The 19,456-nt window shown below is 44.5% G+C and carries 20 protein-coding genes; all 20 read left to right on the top strand.

Going from position 1 to position 19,456, the window contains the following annotated elements; genetic code table 11:
* The first annotated feature begins 9 nt into the window (after nt 1-9).
* The 20 genes from PHG87_03255 (at nt 10) to prmC (ending at nt 19,456) form a co-directional block, all read left to right on the top strand.
* Nucleotides 10-528, top strand: coding sequence for an epoxyqueuosine reductase QueH (locus PHG87_03255; protein MDD5477210.1), 519 nt, complete (start codon nt 10-12; stop codon nt 526-528).
* On the top strand, nt 525-1,718 hold the full coding sequence (locus PHG87_03250; GenBank protein ID MDD5477209.1) for a family 10 glycosylhydrolase: 1,194 nt from the start codon (nt 525-527) through the stop codon (nt 1,716-1,718). Before PHG87_03255 ends, PHG87_03250 begins: the two co-directional genes overlap by 4 nt.
* A gap of 82 nt (nt 1,719-1,800) precedes the next feature.
* A complete protein-coding gene (gene queA / locus PHG87_03245) occupies nt 1,801-2,793 on the top strand; it encodes a tRNA preQ1(34) S-adenosylmethionine ribosyltransferase-isomerase QueA (GenBank protein ID MDD5477208.1) in 993 nt (330 codons plus the stop codon).
* 92 nt (nt 2,794-2,885) lie between these two features.
* Nucleotides 2,886-3,998: a tRNA guanosine(34) transglycosylase Tgt gene (gene tgt / locus PHG87_03240; protein MDD5477207.1), complete on the top strand. Its 1,113-nt coding sequence runs from the start codon at nt 2,886-2,888 to the stop codon at nt 3,996-3,998.
* Complete coding sequence (gene trmD / locus PHG87_03235; GenBank protein MDD5477206.1) at nt 3,989-4,669, top strand: tRNA (guanosine(37)-N1)-methyltransferase TrmD; 681 nt, start codon at nt 3,989-3,991, stop codon at nt 4,667-4,669. The genes tgt and trmD overlap by 10 nt, the downstream gene beginning before the upstream one ends.
* Nucleotides 4,670-4,774: 105 nt before the next feature.
* Nucleotides 4,775-5,131 carry a 50S ribosomal protein L19 gene (gene rplS, locus PHG87_03230; protein MDD5477205.1) on the top strand — a complete coding sequence of 119 codons (357 nt, stop codon included), beginning with the start codon at nt 4,775-4,777 and terminating at the stop codon, nt 5,129-5,131.
* Complete coding sequence (locus PHG87_03225; protein ID MDD5477204.1) at nt 5,131-5,745, top strand: ribonuclease HII; 615 nt, start codon at nt 5,131-5,133, stop codon at nt 5,743-5,745. The genes rplS and PHG87_03225 overlap by 1 nt, the downstream gene beginning before the upstream one ends.
* The gene (locus PHG87_03220; protein ID MDD5477203.1) at nt 5,727-6,107 is read left to right on the top strand and encodes a YraN family protein; all 381 of its coding nucleotides are present in this window, start codon (nt 5,727-5,729) and stop codon (nt 6,105-6,107) included. The genes PHG87_03225 and PHG87_03220 overlap by 19 nt, the downstream gene beginning before the upstream one ends.
* Before the next feature lie 4 nt (nt 6,108-6,111).
* Nucleotides 6,112-6,675, top strand: a complete 564-nt coding sequence (locus PHG87_03215) for a cyclodeaminase/cyclohydrolase family protein (GenBank protein MDD5477202.1) — start codon at nt 6,112-6,114, stop codon at nt 6,673-6,675.
* Entirely contained in the window at nt 6,653-7,450 is a 798-nt protein-coding gene (locus tag PHG87_03210; protein MDD5477201.1) for a bifunctional 5,10-methylenetetrahydrofolate dehydrogenase/5,10-methenyltetrahydrofolate cyclohydrolase, read from the top strand. The genes PHG87_03215 and PHG87_03210 overlap by 23 nt, the downstream gene beginning before the upstream one ends.
* A 7-nt stretch (nt 7,451-7,457) precedes the next feature.
* A complete protein-coding gene (locus PHG87_03205) occupies nt 7,458-8,327 on the top strand; it encodes a methylenetetrahydrofolate reductase (GenBank protein MDD5477200.1) in 870 nt (289 codons plus the stop codon).
* Nucleotides 8,328-10,892, top strand: a complete 2,565-nt coding sequence (acsB, locus tag PHG87_03200) for an acetyl-CoA decarbonylase/synthase complex subunit alpha/beta (GenBank protein ID MDD5477199.1) — start codon at nt 8,328-8,330, stop codon at nt 10,890-10,892.
* A 63-nt stretch (nt 10,893-10,955) separates the two neighbouring features.
* The gene (locus PHG87_03195) at nt 10,956-11,549 is read left to right on the top strand and encodes a tetratricopeptide repeat protein (GenBank protein ID MDD5477198.1); all 594 of its coding nucleotides are present in this window, start codon (nt 10,956-10,958) and stop codon (nt 11,547-11,549) included.
* Nucleotides 11,542-14,103, top strand: coding sequence for a DNA polymerase I (polA, locus tag PHG87_03190; GenBank protein MDD5477197.1), 2,562 nt, complete (start codon nt 11,542-11,544; stop codon nt 14,101-14,103). Before PHG87_03195 ends, polA begins: the two co-directional genes overlap by 8 nt.
* Nucleotides 14,103-15,491: a glycogen synthase GlgA gene (gene glgA / locus PHG87_03185; GenBank protein ID MDD5477196.1), complete on the top strand. Its 1,389-nt coding sequence runs from the start codon at nt 14,103-14,105 to the stop codon at nt 15,489-15,491. Before polA ends, glgA begins: the two co-directional genes overlap by 1 nt.
* Nucleotides 15,469-16,077 carry a dephospho-CoA kinase gene (gene coaE / locus PHG87_03180; GenBank protein ID MDD5477195.1) on the top strand — a complete coding sequence of 203 codons (609 nt, stop codon included), beginning with the start codon at nt 15,469-15,471 and terminating at the stop codon, nt 16,075-16,077. The genes glgA and coaE overlap by 23 nt, the downstream gene beginning before the upstream one ends.
* Nucleotides 16,065-17,324: a transcription termination factor Rho gene (rho, locus tag PHG87_03175; GenBank protein MDD5477194.1), complete on the top strand. Its 1,260-nt coding sequence runs from the start codon at nt 16,065-16,067 to the stop codon at nt 17,322-17,324. Before coaE ends, rho begins: the two co-directional genes overlap by 13 nt.
* 96 nt (nt 17,325-17,420) lie before the next feature.
* Entirely contained in the window at nt 17,421-17,621 is a 201-nt protein-coding gene (gene rpmE / locus PHG87_03170; protein ID MDD5477193.1) for a 50S ribosomal protein L31, read from the top strand.
* Nucleotides 17,608-18,681, top strand: a complete 1,074-nt coding sequence (prfA, locus tag PHG87_03165; GenBank protein ID MDD5477192.1) for a peptide chain release factor 1 — start codon at nt 17,608-17,610, stop codon at nt 18,679-18,681. Before rpmE ends, prfA begins: the two co-directional genes overlap by 14 nt.
* Entirely contained in the window at nt 18,674-19,456 is a 783-nt protein-coding gene (prmC, locus tag PHG87_03160; GenBank protein ID MDD5477191.1) for a peptide chain release factor N(5)-glutamine methyltransferase, read from the top strand. The genes prfA and prmC overlap by 8 nt, the downstream gene beginning before the upstream one ends.

Raw genomic sequence — 19,456 nt, 5'->3', positions numbered from 1 at the left:
GTTTTAAATATGGAGATCCTACTGCATATCTGTTGCGGCCCGTGTTTGATTTATCCTTTTAGCAGGTTAAAAGGCCGGGGATTTAGCATAAAAGGATTTTATTATAATCCTAATCTCTATCCCTGCCAGGAATATGGCAGGCGTAAAGAAACTTTGGAAGTTTTAAGCAGGGATTTAGGGCTTGGAGTAGAGAGCCCCGAGTATCAAGAATCCGATTTTTCCCGGGCAATTAAGGCTAAAGAAAATACCCCGGAGCGCTGCGTAATTTGCTGGTCGCTGCGTTTACAAAAAACAGCTGAACATGCCAGGGAAAACGCAATACCGTTCTTTAGCACAACCCTATTAGTCAGCCCATACCAGGATCACCAGCGGCTTAAGCAGTTAGGCGGAGAAATCGCCCAAGAAACAGGCGTGGATTTTTATTATGAAGATTTTCGGATTGGTTTCAGGCAGGCGTATAAAGAAGCCAAAGTAAAAGGGCTTTATCTGCAAAAATACTGCGGGTGCAAGTATTCAATAAAAAAATGAAAATAAAAAATAAGAAAGTTGCTAAAACACTGTTTTTATTGTTATTCGGTTTTTTATTGAATTTCAGTTTTGCTCTAGCTGAAGGCGGGCAAGTTCAGGTTAAAGCTTCCGGCCGGGGCATCTGGGTATCGGTGTTTTCCGCCAAAAAAATCCTTTATTCAAAGGAGGGAGTGGAAAAGCTGATTGCCCAATGTAAGAAAGCCAAGATAAATGAAATTTACCTGCAGGTTTTTCAATCCGGTAATGCTTATTATGATTCTAAGATCTGCGATAAAATAAAATACGAGCAGATGGTTAAAGCCGCAGGCCTGGATACTCTGGACCTTTTGCTTAGGGAGGCGCAGGAGAATAATATTAATGTTTTTGCCTGGGTAAATGTTTTAAGTCTGGGTGTTAATGAAAAGGCGGACATTTTAAATAAATACGGCACCTCCATTCTGACCCGCGACCAGTACCAGCGGCCTTCTAAAGGCGTCTCGAATATGGAACTGGACAAGTATTATTTAAGAGAGAATATGATCTTCCTTGAGCCCGGAGATCCCCGGGTAGAGGAGTATGTCCTAACAATCATTAATGAAATCATTAACCGCTATCCATTAATTAGCGGGATACATTTGGATTACCTGCGTTATCCTTCACCGGTGCCGTTTTCTCCGGGTTCAAGGTTTAATAAATTCGGCCTCTCTTACGGCTATGGGGCAAAAAATGTGGAGCGATTTAAAGAAAAAACCGGTTTGAACAGCCTGGAGACGTTGAATAACGAAGATGAGTATTTGGCCTGGGATAATTGGAGGCGAGCGCAGGTTACGGAATTAGTGCGTAAAATCTCAAGTTTAGTTAAAGTTAAATCCGCAAACCTGGCTGTTTCCTGCGCGGTTATTCCGTTGGCTGAGCGCGCCTATGCCAACGCCTTCCAGGATTGGTCAGCTTGGTTAGAAGAGGGGATTATCGATTATGCCGTATTAATGGCTTACACTAAGGATAATCAGTTCGCTAAGGAAATCGTCAAATCCAGCCTTGGCCACCGCGGTAAGGGAAAGATTTACATAGGCCTGGGGTTATTTTTAATGAAAAATAACCCGGACCTGTTCTTTAACCAATACCGGATGGTTACTGAGCTGGCTCCCGACGGAGTAGTCATCTTCTCCATTGACGATTTAACTGATCAAGTGATTGGTTACCTAAATTAGAAAATTAGAAATTAGGGACAGCGACTATTTTTTAATCAATCAGCATCTTATCTAAAAAATGGTCGCTGTCCCTATTTAAATTATGTTAAAACTTGCTGAATTCGATTATTTACTGCCTAAAGAATTAATTGCCCAATATCCTTTGAAAAACAGGGAAGAGGCCAGGCTCCTGGTTATCAATCGCAAGAGCGGCCAAATTATCCATAGCGTATTTAAAGATATCCGGCAGTTCCTTAAAAAAAATGATTTATTGGCCTTTAATGATACCAAAGTTTTGCATTGCCGTTTAATCGGCAAAAAAGTAACCGGGGGCAGAGTGGAGATTTTATTGACCCGGCGGATCAACGGGATAACTTTTTCTTGCCTCATTCAGCCCAGTCGCACAAAAGTCAGCGAAAATATCCTTTTCGCTGACGGTAAGATTAAGGGAGTTATAAGCGGCCGCGGGCAGATCCGTTTTAAACAATCCGACGCGGATACAATCTATGATTTTGGGATTGTCCCTTTGCCGCCCTACATCAGGCGAGAGCCTGAGGATTTAGACACGCTCTATTATCAGACGGTTTACGCAAAAAACGCGGGGGCGCTGGCCTCACCGACCGCCGGCCTGCATTTTAGCCAGGAGTTACTTAAGGATATCCGGCAGGGATCAGTTAATTTTGCTTACCTGACCTTACATGTGGGTTTGGGGACATTTCGCCCGGTTAAGTGTGAAGATATAACCGAGCATAAGATGGAACCGGAATATTTTTTAGTTCCCGATGCGACGGTTGCTTTGGTTAATCAGGCAAAGGCCGACAAAGGAAGGATTATCGCTGTCGGTACTACCGCGCTTCGGGCGCTGGAAACTTATGCCGCCGGCCGCAAAGAAGGCAATACCGAATTATTTATTTATCCGGGTTATAAATTTAAACTGGTCGATTGCCTTTTAACCAATTTCCATCTTCCCAAAACCACTCTGCTAATGCTGGTTTGCGCATTTGGGGGAAGAGAGCTGATGTTAAAAGCATATCAAGAGGCAGTGGATAATAAATATAGATTTTATAGTTATGGTGATGCAATGTTAATTATTTAGCGGGTGACTGCCAAGACGAAGCCCTTGCCGCGCGCAACGAAAGTGAGCACGGCGAGGTGGATTGGCAGGCAGGACCCGCGTAAGGTTAAAATATGTTTACATTAATTCATAAAGACAAAAATAGCAAAGCCAGGTTAGGCAGGGTTACTACCGCCCACGGCTCTTTTGACACTCCGGCTTTTATGACCGTGGGCACCCATGCTACGGTAAAAGGGCTGATGCTCAAGGACGTGGAGGAGGCCGGCGCCCAGATAATCCTGTCTAACGCTTACCATGTATTTTTACGGCCGGGTATGGAGATAATTAAAAAAGCAGGCGGTTTGCATAAATTTATGGGCTGGGATAAGCCGATACTTACCGATAGCGGAGGTTATCAGATTTTTAGCCTGGCGCTTTTCCGCAAGATGCATGACCATGGGGTTGAATTCCAATCACATATCGACGGCCTAAAACATTTTCTTACTCCTGAAGATGTCATCAAGATCCAGGAAACTTTGGGTGCCGATATTATGATGCCGCTTGATGAATGCGTGCATTATCCGTGTGTTAAGGATCACGCCAGGGTAGCGATGGAGAGGACAATTGCCTGGGCCAAGAGATCAAAAGAAGCGCGTCTTAAAGAAAAGGGGGCATTATTCGGTATTATCCAAGGGGCTACTTATGAAGACCTGCGCCTTGATTGCGCCAAGCGTTTAGTGGATATGGATTTTGACGGTTATTCTATCGGCGGAGTTTCGGTTGGCGAGAGCAGTAATTTAATATATAATATTATTGAATTGGTTACCTGTCTTCTCCCGGAGAATAAACCGCGTTATGCCATGGGCATCGGTTATCCGTTTGATTTGGTGGAGGCGGTAGACCACGGAGTGGATATGTTTGACTGCGTAATCCCCACCCGTTACGGAAGAAACGGCACAGCTTTTACCTCTACCGGTAAAATTATTATCCGCAATGCCCCGTATGCCGAAGATTTCCGGCCTCTGGACGCAAAATGCGGCTGTTATGCCTGCAAAAATTTTTCCCGGGCATATTTAAGGCATTTATTTAACGCCAAAGAAATGCTCGGCCTGATTTTACTTAGCTTGCATAATGTTTATTTCTTCCTGGATTTAATGCGCCAGGTACGGGCGGCGATAAAAGAAGATAAATTCAGCCAGTTCAAGCAGGCGTTTTTAATTAATTACAATAACCAGATATGCGCATAGATATTATTTCTATCTTTCCTAAAATGTTTTCCGCCGTGCTGGATGAGTCGATAATTAAGCGGGCGCAGAAAAAGGGCAAGGTTAAAATTTTTGTCCACGATTTAAGGGATTATGCCCTGGATAGGCACCGCAAGGTTGACGACCGGCCCTTTGGCGGAGGTTCGGGCATGGTTATACAGGTGGAGCCGATTTTCAGGGCAATCCAGGCAATTAAAAAAAAGATTAAAGGTAAGAGTAAAGTAATCTTGCTTTGCCCTCAGGGAAAGAAGTTTAGCCAGGAACGCGCCAGAAAATTATCCAAATGCAAAAATTTGATATTCGTCTGCGGCCGTTATGAAGGGGTGGATGAAAGGGTCAGGCTTTATCTGGTTGATGAAGAAATTTCAATCGGAGATTATATTCTGACCGGCGGAGAGCTTGCCGCGATGGTGGTGGTGGATAGCTTAGTCAGGCTTATTCCCGGGGTATTGGGTGATAAAAATTCCTTGAATTTTGAGTCATTCGAAGGTAATCTATTAGAGTATCCGCAATATAGCCGGCCCTCCCAATTCAAAAATTGGCCGGTGCCTGAAGTTCTGATTTGCGGAGCCCATGATAAAATCGAGGCCTGGCGCAAACTGGAATCGCTTAAGCGCACAAGACAAAGAAGGCCGGATTTACTGCAAAAATAGGAGTAAGATCCCGCCTCAAATTATTCGGCGGGATAAATTCGCGCATTGACTTACTCGCACTATCGTGTTCGTAAGTTAAGCGCTCATTTAAAGGAGGCAACAAGAATGGACATCAAATCAATTGAGGCGGGATTTGCCAAGAAGCAGATGCCTGCCATTAATGTCGGAGATACGGTAAAGGTGCTGACCAGGATCCCGGAAGGTCCGGATAAGTTCCGCCTGCATCCTTTTGAGGGCGTGGTGATCGCCAAGAGCGGCTCCGGAGCCAAACTTAACTTCACGGTGAGAAAAGTTTCCTTCGGCGAGGGGATTGAACGCGTATTTCCGCTTTATTCTCCGGTTATCGAGCGTATTGAGCTGATCCGTTCCGGTAAAGTTAAAAAAGCCAAGCTTTACTACCTAAGGGAAAAGGTCGGCAAGCACGCTACTAAAATAGAAAGTAAGGAAGAAGCAACAAGTTAGTGCTGCGCTACGAAAAGAAACTAAAAGGTAAAGGTTTTGATTTAATTATCGGCGTGGATGAGGCCGGACGCGGCCCGTTAGCCGGGCCGGTAGTGGCTGCAGCAGTGTGGTTAAAGGATTTTCGTTTCGACAATCGTATTGATGACTCTAAGAAACTAACTCCCGCAAGAAGAAAAGACGCGTTTTTTGAAATAAAAAGCAAATCTTTATACGCAATAGCAATAGTCGGCCATAAGCAGATTGACCGGATCAACATCCTGCAGGCTACAATTTTGGCCATGCAAAAAGCAATCTCTAAATTAGTCAGGCAGTGTGATCCGGTAAAATTAAAACGCGCCTTTGTGCTTATCGACGGCAATATGCGTTTTAAGCTGGGACTTCCTTATCAGAGCATTGTCAGGGGGGATGGAAAATCCCTAAGTATTGCCGCCGCGAGCATATTGGCAAAAGTCCGGCGGGATCAGATTATGGATGCTTACCATGAAATTTATCCGCAATACGGTTTTATTAAACATAAGGGGTATCCGACGCGAATGCACCGGGACATCTTAAAACAAATTGGGCCTGCAGCTATTCATCGAAAGAGCTTTTTAAAGTGCCTCAAAACAAATTAGAATTTGGTAAGGCAGCTGAAAAAGCCGCGGTAGATTTTTTAAAAGTTAAAGGTTACAAGATCCGCCGATGCAATTACCGGACCAGGTTTGGGGAAATCGATATAATCGCGCAGGATAAAGATGTGATCTGTTTTGTGGAGGTTAAGGCCAGGCATTCCCTTAATCTGGGTTCTCCTGAGGAAGCGGTTTTTGCAAGAAAACAAAAACAAATCTCTAAAGCCGCTATTCATTATTTGAAAATGAATAAACTTTTGGAGCAACCGGCGCGTTTTGATGTGCTTGCGCTTTTATATAAGGATAAGGTGCCTGAGATATCTTTGATCAAGGATGCCTTTGAATTAAACGCCTGCTTTAGCCTTTAAAATTATGAAATATAAAACTGCAAGTTTAACTAAATACCTCAATGATTTATCCGCAAGGCTTCCCGCTCCGGGAGGCGGGTCGGCCGCGGCAATGAACGCGGCTATGGCTGCCAGCTTGATTAGTATGGTGGTTAATTTTACCTTGGGTAAGCCTAAATATTCCAAATATGAAGCAGAGCTTAAAGCAGCCTTAAGAAAATCCAATAAATTAACAAATGATTTCTTAGATTTGGTAGATTTAGATGTCGCAGCGTACAAAAGTAAAGATCCCCGTAAAGCAGCGGATGTGCCGTTAATGCTGGCCAGGCTTTGTGCTGAAGGGGCAAAAATACTGCCATCTTTAATTAAAAAAACAAACCCGAGTTTAATCAGCGATCTGGCAGTGGCGGCAATATTTTTAGAGTCGGCATTTAGCGCCGCTTGTTTTAATGTCGATATAAATTTGAAGATCCTTGATGATCATAAATTAGCTAAAGCAATAAATAAAGAATTACGGCTAAAAGCAAAATTAATTAAGCAGAGCAGGGCTCAGATGGAGGAAAAAGTTGGCAAAATTATTAGAGGGTAGGCCTGTTGCTGAAAAAATTAAAGCTCAGATAAAACTTAACGTGCAAAGCTTAACTTCGGCTCCGGTTTTAGCCAGTGTGTTAGTGGGGGCTAATCCCGCTGCGGCTGCTTATGTGAGAAGCCAGGAAAAAACCGCTTTGGGCCTGGGCATTGCCTATAAGCTGCATCAGCTGCCTGAGAATATTTCCGAGGATGAATTGATCGATTTTATCATTAAGCTTAATGCCGATAAGTCGGTTAACGGTATTATTTTGCAAATGCCCCTGCCTCAATATCTGGACTACAAGAAAATAAGCGGGTATATTTCGCCAAAAAAAGACATTGAAGGCATGCATCCTTGTACGCCGACGGCGGTAATGGAACTGCTGGACTCTACGGGAATAGATTTGTACGGAAAAGAAGTGGTTATTGTCGGCCATAGTGAGATCGTCGGTAAACCGCTGGCGCTACTTTTATTGGAAAAATTGGCTACGGTTACCATCTGCCATATCGCAACCAGCAAAGCAGGCAGATTAGAAGGGCATGTGCGCAGGGCAGAGGTGCTGATTGTGGCTGTCGGCCAAGCCGGATTAATCAAGGGCAATTGGATTAAAGAAGGGGCGATTGTTATCGATGTGGGTATTAACCGTTTAGGTGATAAGATTGTCGGGGATGTGGAATTTGAAGCAGCAGAAAAAAGAGCCTCTTATATTACTCCAGTGCCGGGAGGAGTGGGCCCCTTGACTGTAGCTATTTTAATGCGCAACCTGGTCGAGGCAGCCAAACTTCAGCAGTAAATAATTTATGACATTTAAGGAAAAAATACAGGCGCGAAAATTTTTAGTGACTTCGGAGATCGGCCCGCCCAAAGGGATCCAAACGCAACAGTTTTTAGAGGACGCCGAGCTTATCCGGGGCAAAGTTGACGGAATTAATGTCACTGATTTGCAAAGTTCAGTGATGCGTTTAGGTTCATTAGCTGTAAGTTACCTGTTAAAACAAAAAGGTTTTGAGCCGATTTACCAGTTAACCTGCCGTGACCGCAACCGGCTTGCCCTGCAATCAGATTTACTTTCTGCTTCGGCATTAGGTATCCAAAATGTGCTGATTTTAACCGGGGACCATCCCAGCCTCGGGGATCATCCACAAGCCAAGCCGGTTTTTGATCTGGATTCAGTGCAGTTATTGCAGGCGGCCAGGACATTAGAAACCGGCCAGGATATGAACGGTAATAAGTTAACCGGCAATCCTCCAAAATTTTGCCTGGGCGCGGTGGTTAACCCAGGTTCTGATCCTTTAGAGCCGCAGATCATGAAGATGGAGAAGAAAATCAAGGCCGGAGCAGAATTTTTTCAAACGCAGGCAATTTTTGATGTAAGGAGTTTTGAAAAATTTGCCGCTAAGATAAAGCAGGTAAAAGTGCCGGTTATGGCAGGCATTGTCTTGCTGAAGTCGGCAAAAATGGCCAACTATATGAATAAAAACATACCCGGAGTTTTAGTCCCGGACAGTTTGATTAGAGAGATGGAGTCAAGTAAAGACAAAGCATCTACTTCTATAGAAATCGCCAGCCGCCTGATCAAGGAATTAAAACCCATGTGCCAGGGAATTCATATTATGCCGATTGGCTGGGATAAAATTGTGCCTAAAGTTTTAGAGGCAAGCGGATTATAAATGTCCAACCTGCCGCAAATACCGGGAGCCAGAAAAAAAGGGGTAGTTTTATTAAGCTCTGAGGATGATTTTAAGAAACTAGACGATTACCTGATCAACGATACGGTTTGTATTGATGGGCCAGCGCAGGTTTCCTTGAAGCTGGCTAAGTTAATTCAAGAAAAACATAAAGTCGGAATTAAGCTTGTAAATAGTTTGGATAAGTTTAGCGAAGCCTTGCCGGCGGATATCGAAGTAATCAATAGCCCGATACAGGAGATTGTGGGCGAAGGCAGGGCAGAGGCAGTCAAATTTAAAGATGGTAAAGCGGTAGGGGTATGTTTAGTTTTGTTTATCGATAAAGCAATGTCGGCTAAATCAGAGGAGCCGGACAATATCCAGGATATGACTAAGGTGATTGTAGATCTGGGAACAAAGGGAACGGACACGGTATTAAACCTTACCCGTCAATCTCTGGATAGCGCGATAAGCCGTAAAGGCCAAAGCGCAAAAATTGAGTTCCCTGAAACTAATTATTATTTGCCTTTAATCAACGCGCTTTTGAATATTGAGGTGAAAAATCTTGGCGATTGTTTGGCTGCCTTTGTCCAGGCCCAAGGTTTGGCGAATAACCAGGCAACTGTGAGCGGCCTGGTTATTAACAGCCTGGGCGGCCTGTTGAATAAGGGGGTTGCTACTTTAATCTGCGAAGAGATTTTGGCGGCCTTAGCCGTATTAAATCAGGAGCATCCTAAAGAAGGATTGGGTTTTATCCCAGATAACATTTTGCGTTCACTTGGGCTGCAGTTAGTTGACGGAAGAATCAGCGGTATTGCCGTAATTTTGGGTCCGGCCGAGGATGAGGAGTCAGCCGCGGGGTTAATTCGTGATTTTCAATCTAAAAGTATTGTCAGTTTACTGGCGGGCAATATTAATGGAAACACTTTTAGGCAGCAACTTCTCAACCAGGGGATTGAGCTAGGTTTAGAGAATTATATTGTTCCCCTAGGCGATGATTATCTTTCCGCAATTTACGCGGTAAATTTCGCGGTGCGCGCCCCTTTAATTTACGGAGGCAATAAACCCGGGCAGTGGGAGGGTATAGCCGATTATATCCGTAACCGTGTTCCGGCATTTATCCTCCTGCTTAGCCATATTGATGAGGTTTTGGCGGCTACGGGTTTAGGCGGCCTGGCGTTTGGCCTGCCCATAATTACGGATTTAGAAGTTCCGCAGTTGCCTAAGATCGATACTACTTTATTTGAAGCTTTGGTTACCGAGAAAGATTACCAAAAATTACCTTCTAAATGTATTTTGACTCGGGGAATTAAAGTTAAAATGTCCGAGGTGGCTATACCACTGCCATACGCGGCGGCATTCGAAGGCGAACGCGTGCGCAAGGAGCAATTGGCTGTTGAGTTCGGAGGCAAAGTAAGCCGGGCGATTGAATTTTTAGAAGCCAGAGATGAAGCCAGCGTTGATGACGGCAAAGTGGAGTTGATCGGCCCGGATATTGATCAGCTTCCCGCAGGGTCCAAAGCATTGCCTTTGGCGATCATGGTCGATGTTTTCGGCCGTAAGATGCAGAAAGATTTTGAACCGATCTTAGAGCGGCAGATCCATCGTTTTACCAATTACGCGATGGGCCTTATGCATATGGGGCAGCGCGATATGGTTTGGATCAGGGTATCCAATGACGCTTATAGCAAGGGTTTTCGCCTGGCGCATTTGGGGATTATTTTGCACGCGATGTTACACCAGGAGTACAGCGCGATCGTGGATAAGGTGCAGGTTAAGCTTTATACCAATCAAGAAGAGGTAGAGAGATTGTCGGCTCAAGCGCAAAAAATATACAGCCAGCGCGATGAACGCTTAGCCGGGATGACCGATGAGAGCGTGGATACATTCTATTCCTGCTTATTATGCCAATCTTTTGCCCCAAACCATGTCTGCGTGGTTACTCCGGAGCGCTTAGGTTTATGCGGGGCATATTCCTGGCTTGATGCCAAGGCTTCTTTTGAAATTATTCCCACCGGCCCGAATCAGCCCATCCTCAAAGGCAATCTCTTGGATGAGCGGCTGGGCCAATGGGATAATATCAATAAATTCGTACAGCAGAAATCCAATCATACCATTGATACGGTAAGTATGTATTCGCTGATGGATGGGCCGCAATCTTCCTGCGGATGTTTTGAATGTATCGTGGCCATTATCCCCGAGGCTAACGGGGTAATGATCGTCCACCGGGACTATCCCGGAACGACTCCTTCCGGAATGAGTTTTACTACTTTAGCCGGTTCAGTTGGCGGCGGGGTGCAGACCCCCGGATTCCTGGGTGTCGGTAAATTATACATCCTGAGCAAGAAATTTATTTCGGCTGAAGGCGGATTAAAAAGAGTGGTCTGGATGCCCAAAGAGTTAAAAGAGATCTTGGGGGATAAACTAAGAAGGGCGGCCGGAGAAATCGGGCAGGCGGATCTATTGGATAAAATTGCCGATGAGTCAACAGCCACCAGCTCCGAAGAACTTATGGCTTTTTTAAAACAAGCGCAACATCCGTCCTTAACCATGGAAGCGATTATCTAAAGTCGATCTAAAGTCAAATTTTTCTTGACGATTGCATATTAAATGTATATAATTAATAAATAAATGAATAAAGACATCCTGCCTAAATTCCTAATTACTTTAATTGTATTTTTATGCGTTTTTTCCTCCGGCGGAATTTTCTTTGCCCAAAGGGCAATAGCCAATCCTGCCCAGGAAGATGCGGACCAATTACATCTGCAAGCCCAGCAATACCGGCAAGCAGGATTAGAAAAACAGCGTATTGGTAATCTGGCTGAAGCCATGAGTTTATATCAGAAGGCTATTACCATTGATCCCGGTTATGCGGTTGCCTACAATGATTTAGGGGTTATTTATGAAGCTATGGGTTTTCCGGAGCGGGCAGAGGAAAGTTATTTAAAGTCGCTCAAAATTGACCCCGGTTATTCAGGAGCTTACACTAACCTGGCGCTTTTTTATGAGAATCAGCGTGATCTGGAAAAAGCCGCATTGTATTGGGGCAAGCGCGCTCAGGTTGGTTCTCCGGATGATCCCTGGACGCAAAAGGCAGCCCGCCGCCTAAAGATATCCGCGTATCTAAGCAGCCGATTTCTGATCAGCGGGAAGAATAAAATAGAAGCGTACCGCAAGAATATCTTTCCCTATAGTGAATTCCTTGCATATTTAATTAATGGCTGAAAAAAGTTTATTTTTGATTGACGCGACCGCCTTCTGCTACCGGGCGTTTTATGCCTTAAGCGGATTAAGCACCTCTTCGGGCCAGCAGACCAACGCGATTTACGGGTTCCTGAATATCCTTAACAAAATATTAAAAGAACAGAAACCGGATTATCTGGTTTGTTGTTTTGATGTATCAAGGGACACCTTCCGGCTGGCCAAGTTTGCCCAGTATAAGATGCAAAGGCGCCCGATGCCTGATGGCCTGGCTAGCCAGATTCCGATAATCAAAGAAATTGTCGCTGCTTACGGTATTCCTATATTTGAGAAAAAAGGTTTTGAGGCCGATGACATAATTGCCCAGCTTGCCAGGAGTGCCGCGGCTAAAAAGATCGCGGTGACCATTGTCAGCAGCGACAAAGATATCCTGCAATTAGTGGGCAAGCGTATTTCGGTATTCAGCCCTTACAAAGACAGCGGGGTGTTGTATGATCCGGTTAAAGTTAAAGAGCGTTTTGGGGTAGCCCCGGAGAAGATTAGCGACATCATCGCCCTTATGGGGGATGATGCGGATAATATCCCGGGAGTTCCGGGGATCGGGGAGGTGACCGCAAAAAAACTTATTTTGGAATTCGGTTCGCTGGATAAATTGCTTAAAAACATTTCCAAAGTGGAGCCAGAAAAAATCAGGGAGGCGCTGGCCGGGCATATCGAACGCATAAAATTGAATAAAGAGCTCATCAGCCTCAATCAGGAAGTAGCTATGAAGCTGGATTTAAAGAAAGCTAAAATCGGCCAGCCAAATTACGCAGAGTTATCCCGGATTTTTAAAAAGTTAGAATTTAAGAAGCTGCTTGGGGAATTGCCGGATACCGAGGACAAAAAAACCGCGGTTAATCTGCATAGCTGCGGCCAGAATGAAATAAAAGATTTACTTAAAGACTATGATGAAATTGCCATTTTTGGAACTTGCGCCGAGGACTTGCTTTTTGCCGTTAATAACAAATGCTTCGATGCAAGGAGAGCCAAAGAAGAATTGCTTAAGGTAATTTCCAGTGTTCATATAAAGAAGACCGGGCATGACCTTAAAAAATTAAAAGTTTCCCTTTTTAAGGAAGGGTTGATTTTAAACGGTTTAGGTTTTGATGTTATGATCGCCGCCTATTTATTGAATCCTTCGCGCTCAAGTTACGCTATTAGCGACCTGGCATTGGAAAATTTAGGTGAATTTATCCGTCAGGGAGAGAGCCTTGAGGCAAAAGAGGCATTGGCTTTAGTTGCCAGGTTAAAACCGGTGCTTGCCAAGGCCTTACAGGAAAAAGATTTGTTGGAGTTATTTTGTAATCTGGAGATGCCCTTGGTGAGTGTTCTGGCCCAGATGGAACAGGACGGTATAAAATTGGACCTAAAACTGCTTAAAGGCCTTGCGCATGAAATCGAACAGCGCCTGATAAAATTAATTTCGGATATTTATGAGACAAGCGGCACGCAATTTAATATTAATTCACCCAAACAGCTGGGTCAGGTTTTGTTTGAGAAGCTGGGCCTTCCGGTAATCAAAAAAACCAAGACCGGCCCGTCTACGGATGAAGAAGTGCTGAATCGGCTGGCGGCCAAACACGCCCTGCCCGCTCTTTTGTTAGAATACCGGCAGCTGACTAAACTAAAAAACACCTATGTGGATGCCCTGCCTAAACTGGTCGACCCTCAAACCGGCAGGGTGCATACATCGTTTAACCAGACCGGAACCGAGACCGGCAGGCTTAGTTCAAGCAACCCGAACCTGCAGAATATTCCCATTAAAACCGATATCGGGGGCAAGATCCGTCAGGCAATTATTGCCACAGGAGCGGATAATTGTCTGTTATCCTGCGATTATTCGCAAATTGAATTACGGGTGCTGGCGCACCTTTCCGGCGATGAAACATTAGTTAAGGCTTTTCATGGCGATCAAGATATACACCGCTTGACCGCGTCTTTAATCTATAATATCCCTGAATCCGAGGTTAAGGATAATATGCGCGAGGTGGCCAAGAGGGTTAATTTCGGTATTGTCTATGGCCAAAGTGCCTACGGTTTGAGTAAAGATTTGGGTATCCCGGTGAATCAGGCGCAGGATTTTATCGATGCTTATTTCCTGCGTTACCCTAAAGTAAAAAAATATATCGAGGCGCAAATTAAAAAAGCAGAAGTTGAGGGATTTGTCACGACATTATTGGGCAGAAGAAGGTATCTCCCTGAGATTAATAATAAGAATTTGGGTATCCGGCAGTTTGCCCAGCGTCAGGCGGTAAACACTCCGCTTCAGGGGGCAGCCAGCGATTTGATTAAACTGGCAATGATCAATATATCGGCGCAGATTAAATCCAAGGGCTTAGAGGCTAAAATGATTTTACAGATCCACGATGAGTTGGTTTTTGACCTGGCCAACCGTGAATTAGATGTCCTTGCGGCTTTGGTCAAAAAAGAGATGGAGCAGGTTATGAAATTGGATGTGCCGATAAAAGTAGCTATGAAAAAAGGGAAAAATTGGCTGGAGATGTCGGCTTACCCGAAGGTAAAGGGGGATAGCTAATGAAAATAGCAATGGCAGCTTCTGAGGTTGTGCCTTTTGCCAAGACCGGGGGGCTAGCGGATGTAGGCGGGGCTCTGCCTTTGGCCCTGGAGTATTGCGGCCATGAGGTTATTGTGATTATGCCCGGGTATAAGTGCGTTACGCAGAGTAAATTTAAAATTGAACGGATTTCCAAAGACATATCCTGTTCGGTTATTGGGAAAAATATTAAAGTTTATTTCATCGAAAACAGCGTTTATTTTAACCGCGATGGCTTATATATGAATAAGTACGGTGATTATAAAGATAATTTAGAGCGGTTTAGTTTTTTCTGCCGGGCCGGCCTGGATTTATTAAAGGAGATTGATTTTTGCCCGGATATCCTGCACTTGCACGATTGGCAGGCCAGCCTTATGGCGGTGTATTTAAAAAATTTATATATCAACCGGGATTTTTATAAAAATATCAAGAGCGTTTTGACCATCCACAATATCGGCTACCAGGGGATTTTTGCCAAAGAGGAATTTACAAAACTCGGGCTGGATTGGAAAGTTTTTGCTATCAACGGCCTGGAATTTTACAATAAGGTCAACCTGCTTAAAGGCGGAATAATATTTTCGGATTTTATCAATACCGTCAGCCCGACCTACGCCAAGGAGATCCAGACCGAAGAGTTTGGTTTTGGTTTAGAAGGCCTTTTAAAAGAGCGTAAAAGTGTTTTAAGCGGGATATTAAACGGGGTGGACTATTCTGTTTGGGACCCGGATACGGATGAATTCATCTTGCAGAATTTTTCCGCGGGCTGCCCGGAATTTAAAGTCTTAAATAAAGAGAATTTGCAAAAGGCCTGCGGATTACCGGTAAACAGGAATATACCTGTATTGGGGATTGTCAGCCGCCTGGCGGAACAGAAAGGTTTTGATATCTTTGCCCGGGGTTTAGATGAGATTTGTAAAATGGACCTGCAGTTGGTTATCCTGGGGACCGGAGACCAGAAATACCACCGGATCCTGAAAACATTTGCTAAAAAATACCCGCAGAAATTTTCCTTAAGTTTAAAGTTTGATGATCCCCTGGCGCATAAAATTTATGCCGGCAGCGATATTTTTCTTATGCCATCAAGATATGAGCCTTGCGGCCTGGGGCAATTGATCAGCCTGCGCTACGGGGCGATACCGCTTGTTTTTAAGACCGGCGGCCTGGCGGACACGATAAATAAGAACAATGGTTTTGTTTTTGACGATTATACCGAGGAGGAATTGCAAAAAATAATCCAGAAAGCGGTGCTTGCCTTTAAAAATAAGGATAAGTGGGGCCGCCTGGTTGTTAATGCCATGGAATGCAATTTTTCCTGGAAGGCCTCGGCCGACAAATATATCCGGTTATATGCTAAAGCAAAGGAAAAATAAGTTTGTCCTGGGGGTTACCGGCAATATCGGCTGCGGAAAAAGCACGGCCGCGGCGATGTTTAAAACAAAAGATGTCCGGGTTATCGATGCTGATGTTCTGGCGCATAAGCTGTACCGGCCCGGCAACGGCATCTATAGAAAGATCAAAAAGGCTTTTGGCCGGGAGATTATCAAGCCCAATAACCGTATTGACCGGGTGAAGTTAGCAAAAATAGTTTTTGCCGATAAGAAGGCCTTAGCCCGGCTTAACAATATCGTGCATCCGGAGTTAATCCGGGAGATTAACCGGCGCATTAAAAAATCAGAGAAGAAGATTATAATCCTGGATGCAGCGTTAATTATTGAAGCGGGATTAAGAAAAATGGTTGATAGTTTGGTTGTGGTTACGGCTAAGAAAAGCCAGCAGATTTTACGCAGTCAAAAAAGTTCAGGGTTTAACAGGGATGAAATTGCCAGGATAATGAAATCTCAGATTTCGCAAGGTGCAAAGTCGCGTTTTGCGGATTTCATCATAGATAACAGCGGTTCAATCAGAAAAACCAGGAAACAGGTTTTAGCAATAAGGAGGAATTTGTGGAAAAGTTAGATATAAAGAATCTCAAAGAAATGAAAATTAGCGAGTTGAATAAATTAGCTAAAGAATTAAATGCCAACGGCACCAGCGGCTTGAAGAAACAGGACCTGATTTTTAAAATACTTCAGGCTCAGGCTGAGAAAGAAGGGTTGATGTTCGGGGAGGGTGTATTAGAAATCCTTTCCGAGGGCTTTGGTTTCTTAAGAAGCCCCAATTACAATTATCTGCCTTGTCCGGATGATATTTATATTTCTCCGTCGCAAATTAGGAAGTTTGAGCTGCGCACCGGAGATACGGTAAGCGGCCAGATCCGCCCGCCTAAAGAAGGGGAAAAATATTTTGCCCTGCTTAAGGTGGAAGCGGTGAATTTTGAAAATCCGGAAGAAGTAAAAGAAAAAGTTCTTTTTGATAACCTCACCCCCGTTTATCCCCGCGCCCCGTTTAACATGGAAACTAAGCCGGATGAATTATCTATGCGGATTATGAGCCTGCTTACTCCGATTGGCCGGGGCCAGCGCGGTTTAATCGTTGCCCAGCCTTATAGCGGCAAAACTGTTTTGCTGCAGAAGATCGCCAATGCTATCACCACCAATAATCCTGACGTAATTTTGATCGTTTTGCTTATTGATGAGCGTCCGGAAGAAGTTACGGATATGCAGCGTAATGTTAAAGGCGAGGTAATTTCCTCCACTTTTGATGAGCCGCCGGAGCGCCACGTGCAGGTAGCCGAAATTGTTTTGGAGAAGGCCAAACGTTTAGTTGAACATAAACGCGATGTAGTAATTCTTTTAGACAGCATAACCCGCCTGGCGCGCGCCTATAACTCGGTGGTCCCGCACAGCGGCAAGGTCCTTTCCGGCGGTATTGATTCCAACGCCCTGCAGAAACCAAAAAGATTCTTCGGAGCGGCCCGGGCGGTAGATGAAGGCGGCAGTCTTACGATTATCGCCACAGCCCTGGTTGATACCGGAAGCCGGATGGATGAAGTTATTTTTGAAGAGTTTAAGGGCACCGGCAATATGGAAACCCAGCTGGACCGTAATTTATTCCAGCGCAGGATTTATCCGGCCATTGACATCAAGCGTTCCAACACCCGCCATGAAGAGCTTCTGGTCAAACCGGATGTATTGTCGAAAACCTGGATCTTGCGGAAAGTTTTAAATGAGTTAAATAATGTGGAGGCGATGGAGTTATTGATTGAAAAGTTAGGAAAGACAAAGAATAATGAAGAGTTTTTAAACAGCATGAACCAGAAATAGATCCCGCCTCAAATTATTCGGCGGGATAAATTCGCGTATTAACTTACTCACACTGTCGTATTCGTAAGTTAAGCGCTCATTTAAAGGAGAAAAGAAATGAAAGAAAAAATTCACCCCAATTACAAAGAGAGCACGATTGTCTGCGCCTGCGGTGAGACGGTGCATACCCGCTCGACTAAACCCAGTATCCGCGTTGAGATTTGCTCAAAGTGCCATCCGTTCTTTACCGGAAAACAAAAGCTGGTGGATTCCGCCGGCCGGGTGGATAAGTTTATGAAAAAATATGGTAAAAAATAAAATGCATGAGCAGTTAGAAAAACTAACTGCGCGTTACCAAGAGCTGGAACATCTTCTAGCTAGCAATGAACAGATTGCCGACCGCCAGCAATATAATAAACTGGCCAAAGAGCTTTCCGATCTTAAGGAGGTAGTTTCGATATTTCGCGACTACAAAAACCTGCTTAAGGAGATAAGCGGCCTGGAGAGCGTGTTATCCGGAAAGCATGATAAAGATTTCCTGGAGTTGGCGCAGGAGGAGCTTAGAAACCTGGAAGCCAAAAAAACAGACAAGGAGTCGGAATTAAAAAAAATCCTGGCCGGCGAGGATAAAGACGCCGGCCGTAATTGCATCATTGAAATCCGGCAGGGTACCGGCGGAGATGAAGCCGGGCTTTTTGCGGCGGATCTTTACCGGATGTATTCAAAATATGCCGCGCTTAAAGGCTGGGTGATTGAGCCGATGTCCTCCAGCGTCAATGAAGCCGGCGGAATCAAAGAAATAATTTTTGGCGTAAAGGGAAAAGATTCTTTTCGTTTCCTTAAATTTGAAAGCGGAGTGCACCGCGTGCAGCGGGTTCCGACTACTGAGGCGCAGGGAAGGATCCATACTTCTACCGCGACCGTTGCGGTATTGCTTGAACCTGAAGAGGTGGATTTGGTTATTGAGCCAAAGGACTTAAGGATTGATACCTACCGCTCAAGCGGGCCCGGCGGCCAGCATATGCAAAAGACTGATTCAGCGGTAAGGATTACGCATATTCCAACCAATACAGTAGTTGCCTGCCAGGATGAGCGTTCGCAGATAAAGAATAAAGCCAAGGCAATGCGGGTTTTAGCCGCCCGTATCTTAGAGGTTAAAATCGAAGCCGAAGCAAAAAAATTATCCAGCGCCCGGAAAATCCAGATTGGGACCGGCGACCGCAGTGAAAAAATCCGCACTTATAATTTCCCGGACCGCAGGGTTACCGACCACAGGATTAATTATACCTCGCACCAATTAGAGGCGATCCTGGAGGGGCAGATGGATGAACTCTTTGCGGCTTTATTAAAGGCAGAATTAGAGAAGAAGAATGAATGAGGCGGAATTAGTTTTAAGCCAGGTTTTAAATTGCGACCGGCTGTCTTTATACCTGAATAAAGATAGGGTTTTAGATAAAGATAAAGCTGCCATTATCTCAAATATATTAAAGCGCAGAATTTCCGGTCAACCGCTGCAGTATATTTTAGGCAGATGCGAATTCATGGGATGTGAGTTTAAAGTAGATCAGCGCGCCTTGATCCCCCGCCCGGAAACAGAGATTTTAGTTGAGTCCGCCATAGCAGAATTAAAGGCGATGGCTAAGGCTTCTCCTAAAATTCTTGATTTGGGCACAGGTTCAGGCTGTATTGCCGTATCAATTGCCAAACTATTGCCCCGGGCGCGTGTTTGGGCTGCCGATATATCGAAAGAGGCTTTGCAGCTGGCTGGCGAGAATGCCCGTTTAAATAAAGTAGAGGTTAAATTTTTACGCACAGATCTTTTTAGCAAGCTTAAAAATAAAAAATTTGATTTAATTATCAGCAATCCTCCTTATATATCCAGAGGAGAATTGAGCGGACTGGCCAAAGAGATATCCTTTGAGCCAAAACAGGCATTAGCTGCCGGCGTCGATGGTTTGGATTTTTACCGTTTGATAATCAGCCAGTCGGCAGTCCATTTGCGTGATAACGGTTTGTTAGCTTTTGAGGTGGGGGCTAAGCAGGCTAAAGCGGTGAGAGCGATGCTGGAAGAGAAAAATTTCAGCGAGATAAAAATAATTAAGGATTATAATAATATCCAACGCGTAATTATAGCCAAAAAAAGGACTGGATAA

The organism is Candidatus Omnitrophota bacterium (assembly GCA_028716245.1).
In the GTDB taxonomy this organism is placed as follows: domain Bacteria; phylum Omnitrophota; class Gorgyraeia; order Gygaellales; family Profunditerraquicolaceae; genus UBA6249.
This window is presented reverse-complemented; position numbering and strand designations above follow the sequence as displayed.